The 23,941-nt window shown below is 41.2% G+C and carries 13 protein-coding genes; all 13 read left to right on the forward strand.

Going from position 1 to position 23,941, the window contains the following annotated elements:
* Positions 1–397 precede the first annotated feature (397 nt).
* A complete protein-coding gene (locus G7074_RS15340; protein WP_166209434.1) occupies positions 398–2,737 on the forward strand; it encodes a GH92 family glycosyl hydrolase in 2,340 nt (779 codons plus the stop codon).
* Positions 2,738–2,908: 171 nt separating this feature from the next.
* The gene (locus G7074_RS15345; RefSeq protein WP_166209437.1) at positions 2,909–3,871 is read left to right on the forward strand and encodes a phytanoyl-CoA dioxygenase family protein; all 963 of its coding nucleotides are present in this window, start codon (positions 2,909–2,911) and stop codon (positions 3,869–3,871) included.
* Between the two features lie 208 nt (positions 3,872–4,079).
* Positions 4,080–5,699, forward strand: a complete 1,620-nt coding sequence (locus G7074_RS15350; protein ID WP_166209440.1) for an ROK family protein — start codon at positions 4,080–4,082, stop codon at positions 5,697–5,699.
* 250 nt (positions 5,700–5,949) lie between these two features.
* Positions 5,950–7,113: a substrate-binding domain-containing protein gene (locus G7074_RS15355; protein WP_166209443.1), complete on the forward strand. Its 1,164-nt coding sequence runs from the start codon at positions 5,950–5,952 to the stop codon at positions 7,111–7,113.
* A gap of 533 nt (positions 7,114–7,646) precedes the next feature.
* Positions 7,647–10,352 carry a glycoside hydrolase family 38 C-terminal domain-containing protein gene (locus G7074_RS15360; protein WP_166209446.1) on the forward strand — a complete coding sequence of 902 codons (2,706 nt, stop codon included), beginning with the start codon at positions 7,647–7,649 and terminating at the stop codon, positions 10,350–10,352.
* Positions 10,353–10,610: 258 nt separating this feature from the next.
* Positions 10,611–11,150: a carboxypeptidase-like regulatory domain-containing protein gene (locus G7074_RS26675; RefSeq protein ID WP_205944067.1), complete on the forward strand. Its 540-nt coding sequence runs from the start codon at positions 10,611–10,613 to the stop codon at positions 11,148–11,150.
* A 47-nt stretch (positions 11,151–11,197) separates the two neighbouring features.
* Positions 11,198–13,807 carry a TonB-dependent receptor gene (locus G7074_RS15365; RefSeq protein WP_240916319.1) on the forward strand — a complete coding sequence of 870 codons (2,610 nt, stop codon included), beginning with the start codon at positions 11,198–11,200 and terminating at the stop codon, positions 13,805–13,807.
* Positions 13,808–13,825: 18 nt separating this feature from the next.
* Complete coding sequence (locus G7074_RS15370; protein ID WP_166209449.1) at positions 13,826–15,748, forward strand: RagB/SusD family nutrient uptake outer membrane protein; 1,923 nt, start codon at positions 13,826–13,828, stop codon at positions 15,746–15,748.
* 51 nt (positions 15,749–15,799) lie between these two features.
* Positions 15,800–16,981, forward strand: a complete 1,182-nt coding sequence (locus G7074_RS15375; RefSeq protein WP_166209452.1) for a DUF5000 domain-containing lipoprotein — start codon at positions 15,800–15,802, stop codon at positions 16,979–16,981.
* Positions 16,982–17,017: 36 nt separating this feature from the next.
* Positions 17,018–18,103 carry a DUF4998 domain-containing protein gene (locus G7074_RS15380; protein ID WP_166209455.1) on the forward strand — a complete coding sequence of 362 codons (1,086 nt, stop codon included), beginning with the start codon at positions 17,018–17,020 and terminating at the stop codon, positions 18,101–18,103.
* Positions 18,104–18,373: 270 nt separating this feature from the next.
* Positions 18,374–21,142, forward strand: coding sequence for a DUF5054 domain-containing protein (locus G7074_RS15385; protein WP_166209458.1), 2,769 nt, complete (start codon positions 18,374–18,376; stop codon positions 21,140–21,142).
* Between the two features lie 88 nt (positions 21,143–21,230).
* Positions 21,231–22,178, forward strand: a complete 948-nt coding sequence (locus G7074_RS15390; RefSeq protein ID WP_166209461.1) for a hypothetical protein — start codon at positions 21,231–21,233, stop codon at positions 22,176–22,178.
* Positions 22,172–23,908, forward strand: a complete 1,737-nt coding sequence (locus G7074_RS15395; RefSeq protein WP_166209464.1) for a hypothetical protein — start codon at positions 22,172–22,174, stop codon at positions 23,906–23,908. Before G7074_RS15390 ends, G7074_RS15395 begins: the two co-directional genes overlap by 7 nt.
* The last annotated feature ends 33 nt before the right edge of the window (positions 23,909–23,941 follow it).

A 23,941-nucleotide genomic window follows, 5' to 3' on the forward strand; every position in this document is an offset into this window, starting at 1 on the left:
AACGCGCTTTTAATGGATTCGCAAATCGACTGTTTTTTTTCGCAATCCGATAATATTTTCCCCGAAAAGGCTCTTAGATTTACATAACCAAATTTAAATGAGCCAGTGAAAAATTGTTACCTGAGGCTGCACCCTGTAGTTTCCTTAATGATTTTTATTGTTTTTACTATCCAATAAGAGCTGCAATAAATGAAGAAATAATCTATAGAAACGGTGAAGAAAACACTTGGCTATCTTAACTGGCAGGATTTTTTTCTTAAGTAATTATTCATGAAGTATATCATTGCAATATTTTTTATCAGGAGTCTTTTTGAAAATCAGACCTTTTACCGAGCATAAACCTTGCCTAAACAGTAAATAAATACGAACGGACATTAATCAAAAATAATCACAAAAAATGAGAAGTTTCTTTTCTTTATTACTTTTACTTACACTTAACCAGGCATTTGCACAACAGCCTGCCAATTTAGTTAACCCATTTGTAGCTACAGAAAAACCGCGTTACGATTTTTTCGGGTCGGCAACTCTGCCATCTGGTATGGTCGCGCTAAGTCCTGATACACGGCATGGTGATTTATGGGATGCAGGTTATCGCTATAATGATGGATATGTGCTTAACTTCAGTCATGTACATAATGCACAAACGGCTGGTATTCCTGTAATGCCAGTGGTGGGCACTTGTAAAGCATTACAAGGTTTAGCCTCCTCCAAAAGTAAATTTACCCATCAATCTGAAATCGCCCATCTTGGTTATCATAAAGTGGTTCTAGATGATTATGGCATTACAGCCGAACTTACTGCTTCATTGAGGGCTGGTTTTCATCGTTATACTTTTCCTGAGGCCAAAGAAGCGCACATTATCATGGATTTAACGGCGCCATTAGGACCGGTATCGATGGACAGGGCCTATGCAAAAAAAGTTAGCAATACTGAGGTAGCTGGCTATTCGGTAAATAGTCCAACCTTTAGAAGAAAGAAACCCTTTAAGGTTTATTTCTTTGCCCGCTTTAGCAAGCCGTTTAATAAGTTGAATTTCTGGAAAGCAGAAAGCGAAACATCGGCACAAAAAGTATTGGCTGAAAGTGATATGGTCGATGATAAAAAAGCTGGTCTTTATGTTAGCTATTATGATCTTAAAGCTCATGAGCAAATTATGGTACAGGTTGGGATTTCTTACGTAAGTACTGAAAATGCAAAGCTTAACCTTGATACTGAAATTCCTGACTGGAATTTTGATCTGATTGCTGCCAAAGCAACAAAAGCCTGGAATGAATATTTAGGAAGGATAGAAATAAAGGGAGGTACTAAAAAGCAACAGACTAAATTTTATACCGATTTGGCGCACACTGCAATGGGCCGAAGAATAGCAGAAGATGTAAACGGCGCTTATATCGATAATAATGGAGATAAGCCGGTTGTAAGGCAGGTTTCTATGAACAAGGGCGTTCCTGCTTATCATTTTTTGGATGCGGATGGCTTATGGGGTTCACATTGGAACTTGAATATTTTATGGTCTATGGTGTATCCGGAATTCGGCAATAATCTAGCCTCAACTTTTATTGATTACTATAAAAATATGGGACTATTGGGGCGCACCTCCTGGGGTGGAGAAGAGTGCTATGTTATGGTGGGGGATCAAACCGTACCATTGCTGGCTGCATTAATGCAGACTGGCCGGGCTACCTTTGATAAAGAACTGGCTTACAAAGGAGCTTATAAAAATGCTTTTCCAGGCGGTATAAAAGATAGGGCGGGTTATGAATCAGGGCCAAATCCCGCAGGTGGCGGAATAGATTGGTACCTTAAATATGGCTATGTTCCAATCGAAATCCAGGGGCGTGGCCAGGGGTTTCACAGGGGCGGCGCTGCCATGACCCTTGAATATGCCTATCAGGATTGGTGCGTAGCCAATATGGCCTTAACATTGGGTAAAAAGAAAGACAGCCAGCTGTTTTTGAAAAGGGCTGGGAACTGGAAAAATCTATTTGATGCCTCTACTGGCTATATACGCCCGAAAGATACTTTGGGCAAATGGCTAAGCCCTTTTGTCCCTTTGGACCTCAGGGGAGGTAGCGCTGGTGGTTTTGCAATGCCTGGTTTTATAGAATCAAGCAGTGCTGTTTATAGTTATTATGTGCCACAGGATGTAAACGGTTTGATTAAGAAAATGGGAGGCAATGATTCCTTTATTAAAAGATTAGATACCAGTTTTCAAAAGTCGGTGAGTGTCGAATTTGCTGCCGATCACGGCCATCATGGCGGGGCACTGGTAGATTATGATAACCAACCCAGTTGTGAGATTGCTCACCTATTCAGTTATGCAGGTGCTCCCTGGAAAACCCAATATTGGGTCAGACAAGTTAAGGAGGTTACTTTTGGTGGCATAACTCCTTCTAGCGGGTACAAAGGCGATGAAGACCAGGGACAAATGAGTGCATTAAGCACACTGATGTCGGTAGGTTTGTTTAATGTGCAGGGACTGGCCAATGTCAATCCGTCTTTAGAAATTACCTCACCTATTTTTGATAAAATTACTTTTCATCTTCCAGGTAAAAAAACATTTGTGATAGAAACCAGATCTCCGGTGAAAAAAGATAATACCTATATCCAATCTGTGTTAATAAACGGTAAAACTTGGACGAGTTTCAAATTTCCTTTTAGTGTGTTTGCAAACGGAGGTACCATGAAAATAGATTTAGGCCCAAGCCCTAACAAAACCTGGGGTATAACAAAATGAATCAAATAAGTCTGTAAGAAAAATCTATCATTTCAAATTTAATGCATTTAACTATGAAAATGATACAGCTGAGAGGATAGAAAAACAAGAGTTAACATTTTGTGCCTCGGAAAAAAATAGAATATGCCAATTAACAAGCCAATCATATAAAAACTCAAGATAATTTTTGATATGAAAACCACATTTATAACAAATCCATTCGATTTGGCTAATTATAGCAACCCAATTGGTCACTTATTTCAGCAGCCAAAAACTGCGGCAGAATGGGAGCAATATGTGTTGACAAAAGAACAGATCGATTCTTTTAAAGAAAACGGTTATCTTTCTGGTATCAAAATACTAACCGAGCAACAAGTTGATGCGCTGAATGTTGAACTTATACGCCTGCAAAGTGGTCGTCCGGAAGATAAAGAATTGTTTTATCATTATGAAAGTAATGAATCGGAAGATCCAGATAAAGTGCTTTTTCATGCCATTGGTGCCTGGCGTGTTACTCCGGGCTTTCACGATCTGATTTGGGCACCAGCCTACCGTATGGCAGCTTACCAGTTGCTAGGTCAACCTTTTAGACTTTTTCACGATCAGTTGTTTTGCAAACCAGCCAAACACGGTGGGGTAGTAGCCTGGCACCAGGATTTTTCTTATTGGACATTTACAAAGCCAATGCAGCACCTTACCTGTTGGATTGGTCTGGATGATGCTAATATAGACAATGGCTGTCTTTACTATATTCCTGGTAGCCATAAATGGGGTTTGCTACCTGTCACTGGTTTGGCTGGCGATATGGATGCGGTTAGACAAATTTTAGATACAGATCAAATGCTGGCTTTTGAAAAGAAGTTTGCCAACGAACTACCTAAAGGATATGCCAGCTTTCATCATCCTTTAATGATGCATGGTTCTTACGCAAACTCTTCACAGAGATCGCGCAGAGCCGTAGTAATTAATAGCATGGGACAGGACACGATGGGAAATACAGCTGGTTACGAACGGTTGGAAGCTTTGGGTCATTTTCCGCCAATGCCTCAGGATCAATTGTTAAGTAGCCAGTTTTTCCCCAAATTATTCCCCGATAGAGAGGATGACATCCAGCGACTCATCAATAGTGTACCAACTATAAGCTCTTTAGATTAATTACCCTGAATACGTCAATAACAGAAAAATAATTTTATTGTACTTGTCGCAGGTGTGACGATTCTGGGGGATTATTATTCGGTTTCGGTACAGCCATAATTTGGGGAAACGTTCTCAGATAGTATTGATTGAAAAATGGAAGACATTTTTTAAGTAATAATTGCCAGGTTTTTTATGTAATTGTAAAATAATTTAAACAAAAGGTTAAATGAATAAACAGAGTAGTTGTATCGGATTGGATATTGGTGGAAGTCACGTTTGTGGGGCAATTGTAACCAATTCGGTGTCAGCTTCTAGTCAATCCGAAATCATATATAAGTCGCTAGATACAAGCGGTAGTAGCCTGGCAATTGTCAATATCATTAGTCATGTGATTAGCGAGTTGGTTGCCCAAACAACCGGGAGGGTAATTATTGGTATTGCGATACCTGGACCATTTAATTACGAAGATGGTATTTGTGAAATTTACGGGGTGGGTGGGAAATTCAAGAATGCTTTTGGACTGAATTTAGCAGAAGCGTTTAAAAATTTTGGACATCTGCCAGAAAAAAATGAGCTGTATTTTGCAAATGATGCTCATTGCTTCGCGGTAGGGGTTTATAGGTTTCTGAATCTGCAAAGCAAATTTGCAGTCACTATTTCACTTGGCACAGGTTTTGGCTCTGCCTTTTTGGAAAATGGTAATTTGGTCTTCCAGCACGCAGGTATTCCCGAATCCGGGGCATTTTACTGCGAATCGTTTAAAAATTCTACCCCTGACGATTATTTTTCAAGCAGATGGTTTATTAATGAATTTAAGAAGGTATGTGGTAAAGAAATTCTATCAGTAAAAGCACTTGCCTTGCTGGCTGAGGAAGTAATGGAAGCCAAAATTATTTTTGAAACGTTTGGTGCGAACCTCGCTGAATTCCTAATTCCCTGGTTAATTAAATTTGACTGCGAAACGCTAGTGATCGGAGGTAAGATTGCCAGGGCCTGGCATTTATTCGGTGAAAAATTTTGTGAGGCGTTGGTGAATAGTAACTGCAGCACCAAAGTAATGTTTTGTGATGATACAGAAGAATGCATTATTACCGGAGCGGCCCTGCTTGCAAAAGAAAAAGCAAGCAGAGTTGCATCCAGTGATCATTCAAATCAAAAAATCAAACAAAACTATTCTTATAGAGAAACGCTACCACCCTTATTTTCCCCTGGCAATGAAACAGCTGATCATGACTCTAACCTTTATCCTCCCTTTCAAATACCAATAGAAAAAATCGAAACAGGATTAGATACACTGGCAAAAAAAATTGCTTTGAATAAAAAGGCAATCATTGATGGCATTAGTGTAGTTTGCTGGACTGAGTTTCGAAAACAGTTAAATACTGCTTTAGTGGCGCAGGGAACCAGGCCACTATGGTATGAGGTTACGGCCTGCTTAAAAGGGGGGGATGTCATTGATAAAATGATCAAGGAAAGTTTAAATGATGACGATAGTGGTCTTGGTAAAGAACTTCCTGGAGAGCTTATCGATTTTTTTGATCCACAAAAATTGGCTTTACTACAAGCAGATACTGATGCCGATATTAGCATTGTTTACGGTACTGGCGCTGCCTTAAGTAACTGGGATGGCCCATTGGTTTATCTTGATGTTCCGAAAAATGAAACCCAATACCAAATGAAGGTAGAAGGCATCACAAATCCGGCTACATCCAAACTCAGGGATAATGGGCAAATGTGTAGTCGATTTTATTTTGTCAACTGGTCTGTCCTTAACAGGCATATGCAACAGTTGCTTCCTAAAATTGATCATCTGGTAGATGAGCAGTGTATTCTTAGAATTAGCTAAGGCTAGTCGTATGCAGGAGAAACTGATATTTAAAGCTGAAACAGCCAGAGAATAGACGAATGGAAAAGTCCTGATGCTGTCTAGAGATGAGCGGTAATGGGTAGCGTAAAGAAATCAGGTTAATAGTACAAATGGAGAGCATAACATCTGTATAATGAAGAATTGCTTTTTCATTTCTTTGTGCCATATTTATAATAGGTTTGCAAACCAAATAAAGGCTTTAGCCCGCTACCGATAAATATCAAATCTAATGAATAAGAAGAAATTTAAAATCGCGATCTTGTTGCAGGTTTCCAGGGTATACGATAGAGATATCCTTACGGGAATTACAAACTTTAATAAACTTCACGATAAATTTATTTTCTTCCTTTCCCCGCCTTATTATACCGATATTGATAACGGCGCTAAGCTGATACAACGAATTATTGATTGGAAACCTGATGCTATTTTGACCAATGAGGTACCAGGATTAGATAAATTGGAAGCGTTAGATATTCCAATTATTGTACTGCCATTTAATCAACCTCTCCCAGAGCATATCAACCTAAGGGGCGATGGTAATGAGCTTGGCGGGTTGGTTGCTGACTATTTCACCTCAAGGGGATATAACAATTTTGCATTTTTTGGCCTCAAAGATTTTTACTGGTCTGTTGAGCGGCAAATGGGCTATTGCTTTTCTCTTGAAAAATTGGGATATACTGTCAATACATTCCTATATGATACAAAGGCTTTAAAGTGGGAAGAACTTCCAGTTAAGCTTGTAAACTGGTTTGCTTCAATAAAAACACCATGTGCCATTTTTTCGGCCACTGATGAATTAAATGTTCCATTAATAGAAGCGGCAAAGGAATTTGGCGTAAAAGTACCCGATGATATCTCGATAATGGGAGTAGATAACGATATCATGATCTGCGAGATGATTAGCCCATCTTTGTCTTCTGTAGGGCAAGGTGCAATTCAGGCTGGCTTTGACACGGCTTTAGCTCTACATAGATGGCTGGCTTACAATGAACGACCTGAAGGTGATATCCTGGTAGGCATTGGAGCGATAGTTACGCGAAACTCCACAAACGCATTGGCTATAGCTGATGAACAGGTGCGTAAAGCCTTACACTATATTGCTAATACTGCACCTTATAAGGATATTTCTGTTGAAGATGTGGTTCAAAATACTACCTTATCCCGTAGGGTGCTCGAAAAAAAATTCAAAGGCATAACCAAAACAACTATTCTTGAAGAAATCAAGAAAAAGCGGATTGAAAGAATTAAATTCTTATTGGTAAATTCCGACCTCACCGTGAAGGAAATTGCCTGGGAACTGGATTTTCGAAATGTCGATAATATTACCAGATATTTTAAACAATATACCCATTCTGGGCTTCTGGAATATAGAAACAATTTCAGAAGATTTTAATGTACCCTGTATTTAGAACCTAATCAGAAAGGATAGAAGCATATTAGTTCAATCAATTATGACCAGATCATCCTTTTATTTTTTCTTCTACCGTAATAACACTGCATTGCTGTCATAACCTTATACTTAAGGCCTAAAGACAATTGATTGTAGTCAGTACTATTCTCCTCTTTTGATACTTAACCTATTGATATTTCCTGCGCTTTCAGTTCCCAGATTTCTAAGATGTTTTGATTTAACTTCTTTGGGATATCTGCTATAAGTGTGCTATTTAATAACTTGATTTTTAGTTGTTTGTGGTTTTGTTTAGTCTTCGCAAATTGACTGTTTTTTTTCGCAAAGTGCTCAATCCATGTGCTGAAGGTGTTTTAGATTTACAATACCAAATATAGATTTAAAGGAGCCAAACGATAAAGCTAACTATGAGCCTATGCTTACACGTTACTTCTTCAAGGTTTCTTCTTGTTGCTATACTTGGCCCAAAACCAGAGAATTAACTAATCAATGCACTACAGAATCTAAATAGCAACTGGATGAAAAACCACATTACGCTTAGAAGAAGATTTGTCCTGTTCTCTCTGCTGTTTTTTACAGCTTTTCATAACAATTTATTTGCCCAGTCGCTTGTAAAACAAAATAGAGAAAGCGAAGCAGTCCAAAGAAACCAAAATGTCAAAGAAATCATTGTAGTATTTAAGACGCATTTCGATTTAGGTTATACCCACAGGGTAAATGATCTTGTTCAATACTACCGCACCGATATGATTGATCGGGGACTCAAGACCATGGAATCATCACAATCCTCATCTAAGGAGGAACAGTTTAGATGGACGGCACCAGGCTGGGTGATGTCGAAAGTGATGGAGCCTTGGGAGGGACAAACAGAGGAACGAAGAAAAAAACTGGATGAAGCTTTCCGTAAAGGACGATTCTTAACCCATGCCTTGCCTTTTACTATAGAGTCAGAAATTTGCGAGCCAGAGGTAATTACCAGAGGGCTTGGCTTTGCGTCCAATCTTTCCAGACGCTATCAATTGCCGATTCCGATAGCCGCCAAAGTTACCGATATGCCTTCTCAGGCTGGATCGCTGGCAACAGTACTGGCAAATGCAGGTGTGAAATTTTTGCATATTGGTTGCAACTGGCCCAGTGGATATGTGGAAACGCCAGGTTTGTTTTGGTGGGAAGGCCCTGATGGCTCACGTTTGCTTACCTTTTATTCCAGTAACTATGGTACAGCTACAGGATTGAGTTACCCCCACAAATGGAGCAAAGGCGAAAAATATGTTGGCCGAAATTTAATACCTCCTGCTGACTGGCCTTACAAAGTTTGGCCTGCTATTTTGGTAACCATGGATAATAGTGGTCCTCCAAAGCCGAGCGAAGTGAAAGCATTGTTTGATGAGGTACGTAAAGCGATGCCAGGGGTAAGGGTGAGGACCGGATCAATGGATGATTTTGTTAAAGACTTTCTAGCCGATAACCCTAAAATACCTGTTTTCAAGAAAGAAATGCCCGATACCTGGGTACATGGTGCCATGTGTGACCCGGGAGGTTTCAAATTGGCTAGAGCAACAGCGCCTTTGCTGGCAGCTGATGAACTGCTGAATACACAAATGAGAAACTGGGGATTAACTGTTCCAGCTATTGGTGACTCTATTGCGAAAGCCTACGAAAAAATGGCCTTATATGCCGAGCATACCTGGGGAGGCTCCGCCAGTGTAAAAGAATACGGCAGCGACTTTAAAAAATTACCTGCTGGTAAATTTGCCAATTTAGAGGCTTCCTGGGAAGATAAAACCAATTATGTCCGTACTGCATGGAATATTTCCAGCCAAATCAAACAGGACAACTTGAAAATGCTGGCACAATCAGTTAAAGCGGCCCCAAATACCGCCATTGTATACAACCCTTTACCCTGGGCGCGAAGTGGACTTGTGGAGGTAAATGGTCAGCTGATATGGGCGAAAAATATCCCTGCAGGAGGTTATGCCACAGTACCATTAGTTAGCAAAGAGACCGGTTCGAAGTCAAGCAATTCATTTATCGAAAATCAGTTTTATAAAATAACTTTCAATGCCAGTAAAGGTACTATTCAATCGCTTGTTGACAAACGTAGCGGTCATGATTGGGCGGCAAATTTGTCTGGTAACCAAACGGGTGCATACGTTAATGAACGGTTTACCTATGAACAAAGCGTAAAATATACATCGGATTACCAACAGCACCGGGCTTGGGAGTTGGAACAGAAGAATGTTGACTGGCTACATCCTGGCATCAATAAACCTGGAATGATTTCTGAAAAGCAGGTGCCTTATCGCAAAGCCTCACCAGAGGGAGGTAGCTTAAGCGTTAAAATTAGTGCTTTGCAACAAACCGCAGCAATGGAAATGCCTGCCGATACTGCCAATCATTTACCGGCAACAAAACTAGTGGTTACCCTTACTGATGGGCAGCCTTACCTTGATTTGGAAATAACAATTCTGAACAAGGCAAAAGATAACTGGCCAGAGGCCGATTGGCTCGCGCTTCCGTTTAACATTAAAGACCCGGTTTTTAAAGTCTATCGCCAATTGGGTGTTATGAATCCTGCAACCGATATTGCCACTGGTGCAAACAAAAATTTATATGCTGTGGGGCAAGGGCTTACCATTACAGGGGCCGGTGGAAAGGGTATTGCGGTAGCTCCGTTGGACCATCCCCTAATTAGCTTAGATACCACGGGGATTTGGCAATTTTCACGTGATTTTGTTCCTAAAAAACCGATCGTTTATATCAACTTGTATAACAACCAATGGAATACCAATTATCGTTATTGGTATCCCGGGTCCTGGAGCTCCCGAGTGAGGATATGGAGCTTTGATGGACATACCTCAAAACAGGATCAAATGACAGTTCCAGCTTTGGAAGCCCGAAATCCTTTAGAAGCCGTAATCCCGCAAAATCCAACAGGTAAACTACCGGCCTTGCAAAAAGGCATTACCATTTCCCGCAAAGGCATTACGGTAACAGCCTATGGAAAAGACAATGATGGTAATAAAGGTACGCTGCTTCGTATTTGGGAACAGGCAGGCAGTTCAGGCCTAGTTACCATCACGCTGCCTAGGAAAGGGGGCTTTAGCAAAGCTACGCCAATCAACCTTCGTGGAGAAGTAAGTGGAAAGCCTATTAGTATTCTTGGCGGGAAGTTTAACTGGAATGTTAAGGCATTTGGACCCTCCAGTTTTATATTAAACTAGTCTTTAATCATCAAAATTCAGCAGGGAAGCATGCTGAGCAAAATAATCCATTCTTAATTAATTTTTAATCCATAAACAGCTAAAATATATTGCCTATGAACTAAAAAAATACAACATGAATTTGCTGCTGGCAATGCTAAAATGTAACTAAAAACTGTATTTGGCCAGCTAATTAACTGTTTGTCATTAACCAGCTTATTTGGGGAGGGAATTCTTTCCAAGGAGCTATTAAGATGTATTAAAACCAAATAAACAAATATGAAGAATCGATTTTTTTTAACCCGGCTAAGAGTGAGGTACCTCTGCCACCTGTTGTTTTTTATGGTCATGGCTTTTGAGGTAACCGCTCAGACCACTGTTACTATAACAGGTAAAGTTACCGATGTAAAGGGCGGCCCACTGCCTGGGGTAAGTGTTACCCTAAAAGGTTCTACCACTGGCGGTGTTACCAACAGCGAGGGTGTATATACAATTAAATTAACAAATGGGACAGGAACTCTTGTTTTTTCATTTGTTGGTCATAAGAAACAAGAAATAGCTATTGCAGGACGCAAGACCATTAATGTAGAGCTGCAAGAAGACGAAAATTCCTTGGAAGAGGTTAAAGTTGTGGTGGCCTATGGAACTCAAAAGAAGGAAAGTTTGGTTAGCTCGATTACGACGATTAACCCCAAAGAATTGAAAGGGCCTACCAGTAACTTAACCACCATGCTAGCCGGACGCTTATCCGGCGTTGTGGCTTATCAGAGAAGTGGCGAGCCTGGGTCAGACAATGCACAATTTTTTATCCGGGAGTAGGCTCTTTTGGAGCGGGAAAGATAGATCCTTTAATTTTGATCGACGGGATGGAATCTACGCCAACAGACTTGGCGAGGCTGCAGCCAGACGATATTTCTGGTTTTTCTGTATTGAAGGATGCCGCTGCATCATCATTATATGGGGCAAGGGGAGCAAATGGGGTCATATTGGTTGTTACCAAGTCTGGTGCTGACGGTAAAACGAAATTTAATTTCAGGGCGGAAAATTCGCTATCCTCGAATGTGCAGAATTTTAAACTGGCAGATAATATTACTTATATGAAAATGGCCAATGAAGCGGTATTAACGCGCACCTTGCCAGGTTCCAAATCTGCTCCACAACCTTATTCACAAACGAAAATCGACCGCACTGCCGCGGGCTGGAACCCCTATCTTTACCCCAATAATGACTGGATAAAAACGCTAATTAAAGACTATACCTTAAACCAGCGTTTTAACATGAATATGAGTGGGGGAGGCAAAGTTGCCCAGTATTACATTGCCGGAACCTATAATATCGACAATGGCGTATTGAAAAACGAGGCGCTGAACGCATACGATAATAACGTTAAATTAAAAAGCTATCAGGTACGTTCGAATGTTAATGTAAAACTAACCCCAACTACGGAGGGGATTGTAAGAACCTCAGGTAGTTTTGATGATTATCAGGGGCCAATAGGCGGTGGGGCCGGTATTTTTGCTCAGGCCCTTGCATCAAATCCGGTATTATTTCCTGCTATCTATCCCGAATCAGCACTGCCTTTAGTGAAACATCCTTTATTCGGGAATGCCCTGATTGGTAGCGGGAATGTTTTTTATAATAATCCATATGCTAGTATGGTTTCTGGTTTTCAGGCTTACAATACTTCAACATTAAATGTACAGCTTGAAGTTAAGCAAGACTTTAATTTTATTACGCCAGGACTTACCGCCCGGGTGATGGGCTACACCTCAAGGTATTCTTATTTTGCCTTGAACAGGCAACTCTTCCCCTTCTTTTATGGTGCAAATCCTGTAGATGCACAAGGAAGTAATTACACCTTATCATTGTTAAATGAACAAAGCACCCCGGCCCCTACAGAATATCTTAACTATACGCCGGGAGAACGGAAGGCAAATACGACCACTTATATGGAGGCTGCTGTAAATTATAACAGAACCTTCTCTCAAAAACATGCAGTTGGCGCGCTATTGATTACCACAATGCGCAATTATTTAACGGCAAATGGTACCGATCTTCAGTCTTCGCTTCCTGCCAGAAACCAGGGGCTTTCGGGCAGGGTAACCTATGGTTATGATAGCCGATATCTTTTTGAGGCTAATTTTGGCTACAATGGTTCTGAGCGCTTTGCCCAAAATAACCGCTATGGTTTTTTCCCATCGGTAGGTGTGGCCTGGAATGCAAGTAACGAGAAATTTTTTGAACCCTTAAGAAGTGTCGTATCTAAGCTTAAATTCAGGGCTACTTATGGCTTGGTGGGCAATGATCAGATTGGAAAGCCTGAAGACCGTTTCTTCTATATGGCTAATGTGAATTTAAATGGAGCCGCACAGGGAGGTTTCGGAACGGATTACAGTTATAATAGGCCATCTGTTTCTATAAGCAGGTATCCAAATGATGCAATTACCTGGGAAAAAACAAAAACCACCAATTTGGGGATGGATCTAAGTTTGTTTAATAGCTTAAACCTGGTTGTGGAAGCATATCAAAATCACAGGAGCAATATTCTAATGACCAGGAGCTATATTCCAAGCACCATGGGGCTTTCTGCTGCCATTCAGGCCAATGTTGGTGAAGCTGAATCGAAGGGTATTGATGTTTCCTTAGATTACAATCAAAATTTTGGAAAGGTATGGTTACAGGCACGGGGGACATTTACTTACGCTACTAGTAAATTGCTGGTTAATGAAGAGCCAAATTATGGCGCTGACTTAGCCTACCTTTCTAAAGTGGGCAACTCTCTTGGACAAAATTATGGTTATATCGCCGAAAGGTTGTTTGTGGATGATGAAGAGGTAAGGAATTCACCTCGCCAGGCTTTTGGCACTGGTCTGGACCCGGTTAGGGGTGGGGATATTAAGTACAGAGATGTGAATGGTGATGGTATCATCAGTCCATTGGATATCGTTCCGTTAGGCTTACCAACCACACCGGAGATCGTTTATGGTTTTGGGTTATCCGCAGGGTATAAAAATTTCGATATCAGTGGATTTTTCCAGGGCTCTGCCCGTTCATCCTTCTGGATTGATCCAACCAAAATTACACCATTTGCTTTTGGTACCGATCCAAATAAACCTCTGAATTATCAAAATGGGCTTTTACAAAGTATAGCCGATAATTATTGGTCCGAGGATAACAGAAATATGCAGGCTTTTTGGCCACGCTTAAGTTCAACTGTTAATTCAAACAATATCCAGGTTTCTAACTGGTGGATGCGTAACGGTTCTTTTTTAAGATTAAAAACTGTTGAACTTGGCTATAATGTCTCAGGGAAATGGATTAACAAATTTGGTATTGGTTCTTTGAGAATTTATAGCAATGCTACCAATTTATTTGTCAAAAGCAGTTTCACCATGTGGGATCCTGAACAAGGAAGTAACGGATTAGGTTATCCGCTTCAAAGGGTATACAATTTTGGAGTTAACGTTCAGTTCTAAATTTTAAAAACAAAAGAGATGAAACTATTTAAAACTACATATCTTATTTTATCAGCGGTGGCATTAACTTTGGTGATACCCTCCTGTAAAAAAGGCTTCCTGGACATTGTGCCAGATAATGTACCAACACTGGATAATGCTTTTACCAATCGGAATGAAGCGGAAAAATTTTTATTTACCTGTTACTCGGCATTGCCAAATGATGCAAACCCTGATTTTAACCCAGGGATGAATACGGGCGACGAGTTTTGGATTTACCCAAACCCCTTAGCGAGTGATTACGCTTCTTTTGAGCCTTTTAATATTGCCCAGGGATTGCAAAGCAGGGTAAACCCGGCTATGAATTACTGGGATGGATCCGGGAGCGCTAAATCACTATGGCTAGGTATTCGTAATTGTAATATTTTCCTGGAAAATGTGGATAAACCAATCGATTTGCAGCCTTATGAGAAAGAGCGTTGGATTGCTGAGGTAAAATTTCTCAAAGCCTATTTACATTGGTATTTGTTCAGAATGTATGGGCCAATTCCTATCGTTGATAAGAATTTACCGATTACGGCATCTATCGAAGAGGTAAAGCTAAGCCGCAAACCTGTCGATTCAGTTGTAAATTATATTGCTGATCTCTTGGATCAGGCAGCGGCAGGACAAGGTTCAGGGCTGCCCGATAAGATTTTGAACGCAAGCACCGAACTGGGCCGGATTACAAAGCCGGCGGCATTAGCTATCAAAGCCAGATTATTGGTAACAGCAGCCAGCCCATTATTTAACGGAAACGCTGATTTCAGTAATTTGAGAAGTAAGGATGGACAACCGCTGTTTAACCCCAGCTATGATGTAAAGAAATGGCAACGTGCCGCTAATGCCTGTAAAGCAGCTATTGATGCTGCAGAAGTTTCAGGTGCTTCCCTTTATAGGTTTATCCCAACCAGCCTTCAGGTTGTTGATGAGGCAACCAAAACGGAAATGAGCATTAGAAATGCTGTATGTCAGAAATGGAACCAGGAATTAATTTGGGGTAGTACAGCTTCTACCAATTACCTTCAAAGAACTGCTTGTCCGAATTTATTTGCGGCACCACAGTTTGATAATGGTTTGAGGGGACAGCTGGCCCCAACTTTAAAAATGGCCGAATTATTTTATACCAAAAATGGTGTGCCCATTACCGAAGACAAAACCTGGGATTATGCCAACCGGTATACCCTGAAGGCAACAACGGCTACTGACCAGGGTTTGCAGAACAATTACCAGACTGTAGGTTTGCATTTTGACAGAGAACCACGTTTTTACGCTGATATTGCATTTGATGGCTCTAAAATGTATATGCAGAGTAATCAAAACCCGCCATTGAATATCCAAAATAAACTCACACAAATTTCGGCAAAAAAACAGTCCCTCTATTATTCCATAACGGGCTACTTTACCAAAAAACTGATCAACTGGAATCTGGTTATTGGTGCTAACGGGGGAATTACTACTGAAAATTATCCCTGGCCAATTATCAGGTTGGGAGACCTGTACCTGCTTTACGCAGAAGCTTTAAATGAAACCGGGGATTTAGCAACACCATTAACCTATTTAAATAAAATTCGGGATAGGGCAGGTTTGCAAAGTGTAGAAAGCTCCTGGACGAATTTCTCAAATAATCCTGGTAAATACACTAGCCAAGGTGGATTAAGAGATATCATCCAGCAGGAGCGTGCAATAGAAATGGCCTTTGAAGGAAGCCGTTTTTGGGATTTGAGACGCTGGAAGAAAGCGGGCGCTCAGCTTAATGCCCCAATTTACGGTTGGAATGTTTCTACAGCAAGTTTTGCAGATTACAATACCAGGGTGTTGTTGTTTAACCAAACTTTCGTTAGCCCAAGAGACTATCTCTGGCCAATAAAGGAAAGTAATTTGCAGGTAAATCCAAATTTAGTGCAAAATACGGGCTGGTAAGCAGTGTTCAGTTTATAAAACCTGATTTATTTAATATTAAACTTAAGTAAAATGAAACGATTAATATATAGATTGTCCCTTTGCCTGCTGGTTGCCATGGTAACACACGCTTGCAAACAATCCGCAATAGCACCAATAGAAAACGATGGGGTAGCCCCAGGCCCGGTAACAGGAGTAACTGTAACTAATCTTAGCGGTGCGGCAAAAATAACTTACAAAGTGCCACCCGATCTGGATTTATTATATGTAAGAGCAGTATACACTACTAAACAAGGTGAAGCAAGGGAAACCAAAGTGAGTTCCTACAACAATACCTTGACCGTTGTTGGTTTTGGGGATACCGATAGCTATGAAGTAAAACTGTACGCGGTTGATAAAGGAGGGAATATATCACAACCAACATCAGTTACCGTTAAACCACTTACTGCACCCTTTAAACTTATCCGGAACAGCCTTCAGGTAACGGCTAATTTTGGTGGAATTGATGTTGCTTATCAAAATTCAACAGAGGCAGATATTGCAATTGTTATTTTAATGAACAATAGTGTGGGTGATTTTGTCCCTGTAAACACGGGTTATACCAATTTAAAACAGGGTGTAATCTTAACCAGAGACCTGAAGGCCACTGAAGCCAAATTTGGAGTATACGTGCGGGACCGATGGGGTAATCTCTCGGATACTTTAACCATTAGCCTTACCCCTTTGTATGAAGTTAGGCTAGAGCGGACATTAATGAAGGAAGTAAAATTACCTACAGACGCTACATTAGGCTTTAGTGGTACTGTAGCGGCCCTTTTTGATGGGGTTTCGATTACCGGGGCAGCGCCATATTACCACTCCAACTCCGGTAATGTAATGCCGCAATGGTTTACCTACGATATGGGGGTTACGGCTAAAATAAGCCGCATGGTCTGGTGGATGCGATCGGGTTTTTATTTTGACCTGCATGCACCGAGAAAAGTGGAAATATGGGGCTCTAATAACCCTGCTGCTGATGGTAGTTTTAACGGCTGGACATTGTTAACAACCTATGAACAGATCAAACCTTCCGGCTTGCCTAACGGACAATTATCTACTGCAGATAATGAAGCCGCTCTTGCTGGTGAAACCATTACCATTCCATTAGATGCACCTAAAGTACGTTACATTAGATGGAAAACCCTGAGGAACTGGTCCGATGGCCCTTATGTAAACTTTACTGAAATTGCGATGTATGGTGATCCCAGGCCATAACCTAATTAAATAATAATCAGTTAACGATATAAAATTATGGAAAAGATAAAATGTTTAATCTATCCTTTTCTCCTTGTGACGGTCTTATACCTAAGCTCGTGCACTAGAGATGACGATTATAAAAAGTTTGCAGCTGGCGGAGAGCGTTCTTATCCTGGTAAGCCAACCGCTGTAATTGCACAAACAGGAAATAAACGGGTTTTGTTAAAAGTAGCACTGGGACCAGATCCATTGGTCGCCCGAATTAAATTATATTGGAACAATCGCGCCGATTCCCTGGAGGTTCCTGTTGTAAGAAGTAATGGAGATACCGTAAGGGTTTTTGTTGATCAGCATCTCAACGAAGGCACCAATAATTTTGAGGTGTACACTTTTAACTCCAGAAATGACAAATCGATAGTGACTAATGTTTCTGGAAATATGTTCGGCGATAACTATCTAAGTACAGTACCCAAAACCAACAGGCCCATAACCTCCGTTGCTTTAAGTGCTTTTCCCTTTATAACCATCAATTGGGGTACAGCACTAATCAGTGAACAGTATATAGAAATAAAATATACTGATGTAAGCGGAACAGCTCAGACCCTCACTGTCCCTTCTCCATCGGTATCAACGAAGCTACCCAACTATAAAGCAGGAACTGCAATCACTTACCGCTCTATTTATGCACCAGATGCGACTTCTTTCGATGTGATATCGGCTTCAGCCAGTCCGGTAGATATGTCTGCAGCAAGCTATACGGCGGCCACATCAGGCTACTTATACCAACCTACAGGATCTAAAGTGTTAACTGCGGTAAAAACCTGGGTGCCTAGCGGGACAAATGGTATCGTCATTGGTTTTGCCGATTTGGCCAGTACAGGTTATAAAGCGTTAATTGTGGTAAACCCAGATAATACCTTAACCATTACCGCTGCTCCTGGTCCACCATTGGCTACTGGTGCACCTTATACCATGTTTACTGCTGGCCTGCCAACCCCATATACACCAAATGCGGCGTTCCCGGGGTCTACCTCGTGTAACAATACCTACGATCCGGTTACCAAAACTTACAAGGTGAGATATGGTACAGGCACGGCAGGATCCTATCGTGTAGTTGAAGAGATCATCACCCTTAATTAATTTTTTTGAAGAGTTTTTAAGTAATAATAAGCGTGTGAAAATACCTGAGCGGTGAGCTCGGGTATTTTCATTTTATCGATAGACCTTAAGAGTCCATTACATCCTGATGCTGTGCCTCAAAGAAGACTGCCTCAGCGCTGGCTATTTTTTAATAACCAGATAATGTCATATTTATTAGGTTATCATTCGCAAATTGACATTTTTTTTTCGCAAAGAGTCTGAAAGAAACGCTGGAGGTACCTTAGCTTTATCTAACCAAATGTAAACCACATGAAAGCAATTAGATATCGTCCTGGCTTTGCCTTTATTCTCAAATGCCTCAAGTTTTCCATAATTAGCCTCTTTATTTTTTGGCTAAGCTCAGCCAACGTTTCTGCGCAGTATATTAATGGTAGTATAGCTAATTCGCCAATACCGGTAAGGTACACCAATCCGTTATCTGCTAAAAAAGTGCCGATGGTAACAGATATCTGGGTAGTATTTAAAACGCATTTCGATCTGGGATTTACTGATCTCCCTGAAAACGTTTTTAAGCGATACCGGGAAGAAATGATGGATAATGCATTAAGCATTATTGAAAAAAGTAAAACACAACCAAAAGAAAAGCGCTTTGCCTGGACTGTTTCGGGCTGGCCACTGGAGGCACAAATACTGGGGCCGCTGCAAACGCCCGAAAGAAAAGCAAGAATTGAAAAAGCCATAAAAGAAGGTACACTGGTTGTTCATGGCCTTCCTTTTACCACACATACAGAATCGCTTGATTATGAAGACCTCGTACGGGGTCTTGGTTTTTCTTCTGCAGTAGCCAAGAAATACGGTGTTCCATTACCCATTAGTGCCAAAATGACTGATGTACCCAGTCATTCCTGGATTATGCCAACTTTATTAAAAAATGCAGGCATACAATTTTTGCAATTGGGCTGTAACCCAGCCAGCCAATACCCACGTTTTCCAGAGCTTTTTTGGTGGGAAGGTGCTGACGGGTCGAAAGTATTATGCAATTATACAGCAGAATATGGTTCTGATATCAAACCAACGCCTAACTGGCCATGTAAAAATTACCTGGCTATGCAAATGACGGGCGATAACCATGGACCACCAACAGCAGCGGAGATAGATAAGCTCCTGGCTTACGCTGCCAAAGAGTTGCCAGGTGTGAAAATCCATTTTGGAACACTTGATGATTTTGCTAAAGCTGTACTTGCTGAGAATCCGAATCTTCCAACCGTAAAGGGGGATTGTCCCGATACCTGGATTCATGGCCTGCAATCCAATCCACAGGAAGCAAAAACCGGAAGAAATATCCGTCCACTTGAATCAGCCCTGGATGGGTTAAATACACAAATGAAAGCTTGGGGTATCCCGGTTAAGTCTGTTGCCTCAAAGCTGGCTAAAGCTTATGAGCAAAGTTTGTTATATGCTGAACATACCTGGGGAATGAACGCCGAATATGGTCCACGCTATAGCTATGGCGATGCCTGGAAAAAATGGATGATAGCGGCAGCTGCAGAACCGCTCCCTGAAAATGATAACTATACCGCCCTTAAAAATAGTAATGCTTACCGGATAGAAAGTGGTAGTAAACGCAAATGGTTACGTTCATATGATGATAAACGCCAGTATATCCACAACACGAATGATATTGTCCGTAAAGGACTAGATACAGACCTTAATCTATTGGCTGCATCAGTTAACAAGAAAGGCAAGCGTATTGTAGTTTATAATCCCTTGCCATGGAAAAGATCCGGAGTGATTGAAAATCCCTGGGTAAAAGGAACGTATTTTTATGTAAAAGACATACCCGCTTCTGGTTATAGCTCTTACGGCGCTAATGAGTTAAATGAAGGAAATTTTACAAACGATGAAGCTTCAACCTTTAGTACGCCATATTTCAAAGTAGTTTTTGATTTGAAAAAAGGTGGGATTGCCTCTTTAGTTGAAAAATCTACCGGCCGTGAATGGGTAGATCGATCCTCGAAATACGTTGTCGGACAATTTTTACACGAACGATTCAGTTCTAATGAAGTAGATACCTGGTTTAATGCTTACAGTCGTGTAAAAACTGGTTGGGGCTTAAATGATCTTGGTAAACCTGGTATGCCTAAAGCATCGGAAATTCCATATCTAAATTTTACACCAAATGACTGGGAAATAAATGTCAAACACACACAAGTTGCAGATGTTGCTACATTAACAGCCGTATCAACAGATGGTTTTGCAAAAGGATATACTTTAAGATTTACCTTTCCGCGCAATATGGCTTATATCGATGTTAATTGGGCTGTGGATTCAAAAACACCAGACAAGCAGGCGGAAGGAGGCTGGCTTTGTTTTCCTTTTAATGTAGAAAAACCGAGGTTCACCGTGGGCCGTTTAGGAGGGCCAATTGATCCTGCAAAAGATATTATTCCAGGTACCAACAGGCACCTTATGGCGACCACTACCGGAGTCGCATTAACAGCGGCCAACAAATCTGAGGTAGTGCTAGCCTCATCAGATGCTCCATTGATTAGTCTTGGGGAGCCCGGACTTTGGAAATATTCGATGGATTATGTGCCACGTATTCCATCCGTATTTGTTAATCTTTATAACAACATGTGGAATACCAATTTCGCTTTGTGGCAAGAGGGTTCATGGGATGAAAATGTACGTTTATGGTTGGTTGATAAGAGCACGCAAACAGTTGCGAACCTGACCCATTATGGGTGGGAAGCACGGGTACCTTTATTAACAGGTATAGCTGATGGTGCTCCAGGAGGATTGCCTGTAAGTAAAACTGGTATTTCCCTTTCAAAGACAGGTGTTTTAATTACTGCATTTGGCGAAAATCCAGATGGTGAGGGTACTATATTGCGTTTGTGGGAACAATCAGGTACTGGTGGTGTACTGAATGTTACCCTGCCTTCGGCTAAACAATTTCGTAAAGCTACGCCAGTAAACCTGCGTGGAGAAGTAAAAGGAAAAGCAATCCGTGTCATTAATGGCAATTTCAGCTGTTCAGTTAAGGCATTCGGACCGGTTAGTTTTGTATTGCAATAATTTATTATCAGTAGCCATGCATAGAGGCATATTTGATGTAATTGTTTTGGCTCATTACAACGCTACTCTAAAGAAGGTCAGGTAAACTATGGAAAGAAAAATAATAAATATTATAAAATGTATCTTGCCCATTTTATTATTAATTGGGCCTGTTAGGGGGAGTGCACAATATATTAATGGCAATGTGCCCATATCGCCAATATCAGTACCCCCAATGCCTGCCAATTTATTGCCAGGAAAAAAAGCACCTGCGGTAACCGATGTATGGGTTGTTTTTAAAACGCATTGCGATTTAGGTTACACCATGTCAGCTGAGAAGGTATTTAAGAAGTACCGCGAAGATATGATGGACAATGCGATTCGTTTAATAGAAAACGATCAACAGAAACCTGTGGAAGACCGGTTTAAATGGACAATTGCCGGATGGCCGATGAAAGGCGTTATACTTGGCCCTTTGCAAACTCCTGTTCGAAAACAGAAGGTGGAACAGGCACTCAGATCAGGTGCTATCAGCGTACATGCATTACCCGCCACTATAGAATCAGATGTAATGGAGCCGGAGGATTATGTCCGTAGTTTGGTTTTTTCCTCACAAATTGCACGGGACTATGGGCATAAGTTACCCATTGCAGCGAAGATGACCGATGTGCCGGCACATAGCTGGCTTTTGCCTACATTGCTTCACCATGCAGGTATAAAATTTTTACAAATTGGCTGTAATTATACCGTGCAGCCCATGCGGCTTCCGCAACTTTTCTGGTGGGAAGGTCCCGATGGATCTAAAATACTGTGTAACTATACGCCTCATTACGGTTCGGGGGTAAAACCTCCGGAAAACTGGCCTTCGAAAAATTATTTGGCTGTAATTATGACCCATGACAACGAAGGACCACCCTCACCCAAAGAAATTGAAGATGTTAAAAGGCAGGTTGCGGGGATGAAAGGTGTACGTTTGCATTTAACAGATCTGGATGAGTACGCAAAAGTACTACTGAAAGAAAACCCTGAAGTGCCGACCATCCGGGGGACATGGTAGATCCCTGGATACATGGCGTGATGGCCATGCCACAGGAGTCAAAAACAGCAAGAACAGTTCGCCCGCTGGTGCCTGCTCTGGATATTTTCAATACCCAGCTTAAAAGCTGGGGTATTGGGGTAAGCCCGCTCGCATCTCCTTTAGCTCAAGCCTATGAAAACAGCATGCTCTTCAGCGAACATACTTTTGGAGCCTGGGGACCCAATGGTTATTTTTCACCTGATGGAAAAACAAACCTGGCTGATAAAAATTGTTATCTGTATAATGAGGCATTCTTAAGTGCAAAAAAAGAAGGTTTTTATAAAAGGTTTGAGTCCAGCTTCAGAGACAAGGCACACTACATCAATGTTACTGACAGTATTGTTCGCGACAATTTTACTTCAAGGCTCAAATTATTGGCTGATAACGTAAGAACCAAAGCAGGCAACATTATTGTGTATAACCCCTTGCCATGGAAGCACAGTGGGTTATTTGAGCTCAATGGAGAAAAGTATCTTGCCGAAAATGTTCCTGCCAACGGATACAAAGTAATTGAGTTGAGTGATACGAAATCAGTTAAAATCAAAAACAGCACAATTTTAACCACTCCTTTTTATACTGCAAAGTTCGATCTTAAAAAAGGTGGCATTGTATCATTATTTGATAAACGTACCGGCAAAGAACTGGTTGATCAGCAATCGAAATATGTACTTGGACAATTTTTGCATGAGCGCTTTAGTTATGCCCAAACAAAAGATTACCATGATCGAAATTATACCAGGAATAACCCACACGCCGGGTTGAAACCCAATATGCCCGATGATATTGCCTACCAGGCGAGCACGCCTGCTGATTGGACAATGCAAACCACTCAATCACAAGCCGGCATCAGGGTTATACTCACCGCAACAAATGCAAACCCGATTGCCCAGGCAGTTGCGATTAGTTTTTCTTTTCCTAAAACATTGCCTTGGGTGGATATAGAATGGGAGATAATAAACAAAACGCCTAATACAGTGCCTGAGGGAGGGTGGCTTTGTTTTCCTTTTAAAGTGAATCAACCAAAATATCTCTTGGGGCGTTTAGGTGGTGCTATGGATTTGGCCAAAGATCAGATTGTGGGAGGTAACAGGTATTTATATGCAGTCCAAAGCGGTGCATCTATTGTAGCTCCTGATCAATCAGGAGCCGGTATTTGTGCTATCGATGCACCATTGTTAAGTTTTGGTGAACCGGGACTTTGGAAGTATGATTATGATTATTTTCCAAAGCAACCCAGTGTTTTTGTAAACCTATACAACAATATGTGGAATACCAATTTTCCTTATTGGACAGAAGGCTCCTGGAGCGAAAGGGTACGGATTTGGGGTATTGCTCCAGAAGAGAAAATTGCCGAAAATCTTGCTGTACAGTCCGCAGAAGCAAGAACACCGATTATGGCTGTATTAGCCAGTGGAAAGGGGGTGAAACTTCCGCAATCGCAAACAGGAATTTCACTATCACGAAAAGGCGTGCTGGTAACTGCTTTTGGTGAAGATCCTGACGGTAACAAAGGTACATTACTCCGGCTATGGGAGCAAGGTGGTAATAGTGGTATGGTTAGCGTTACGCTGCCTACGGGTAGACCGTTTCGTAAAGCGACACCGGTGAATCTCCGTGGTGAGATAAGTGGAAAACCACTCAACATCATCCATGGGAAATTCAGCTATGAGATCAAGGCATTTGGACCGGTCAGTTTTATACTAGAATAATTGATATGCAAACAAAAAAAATAAAAACTTTAA

Source organism: Pedobacter sp. HDW13 (assembly GCF_011303555.1).
Classification (GTDB): domain Bacteria; phylum Bacteroidota; class Bacteroidia; order Sphingobacteriales; family Sphingobacteriaceae; genus Pedobacter.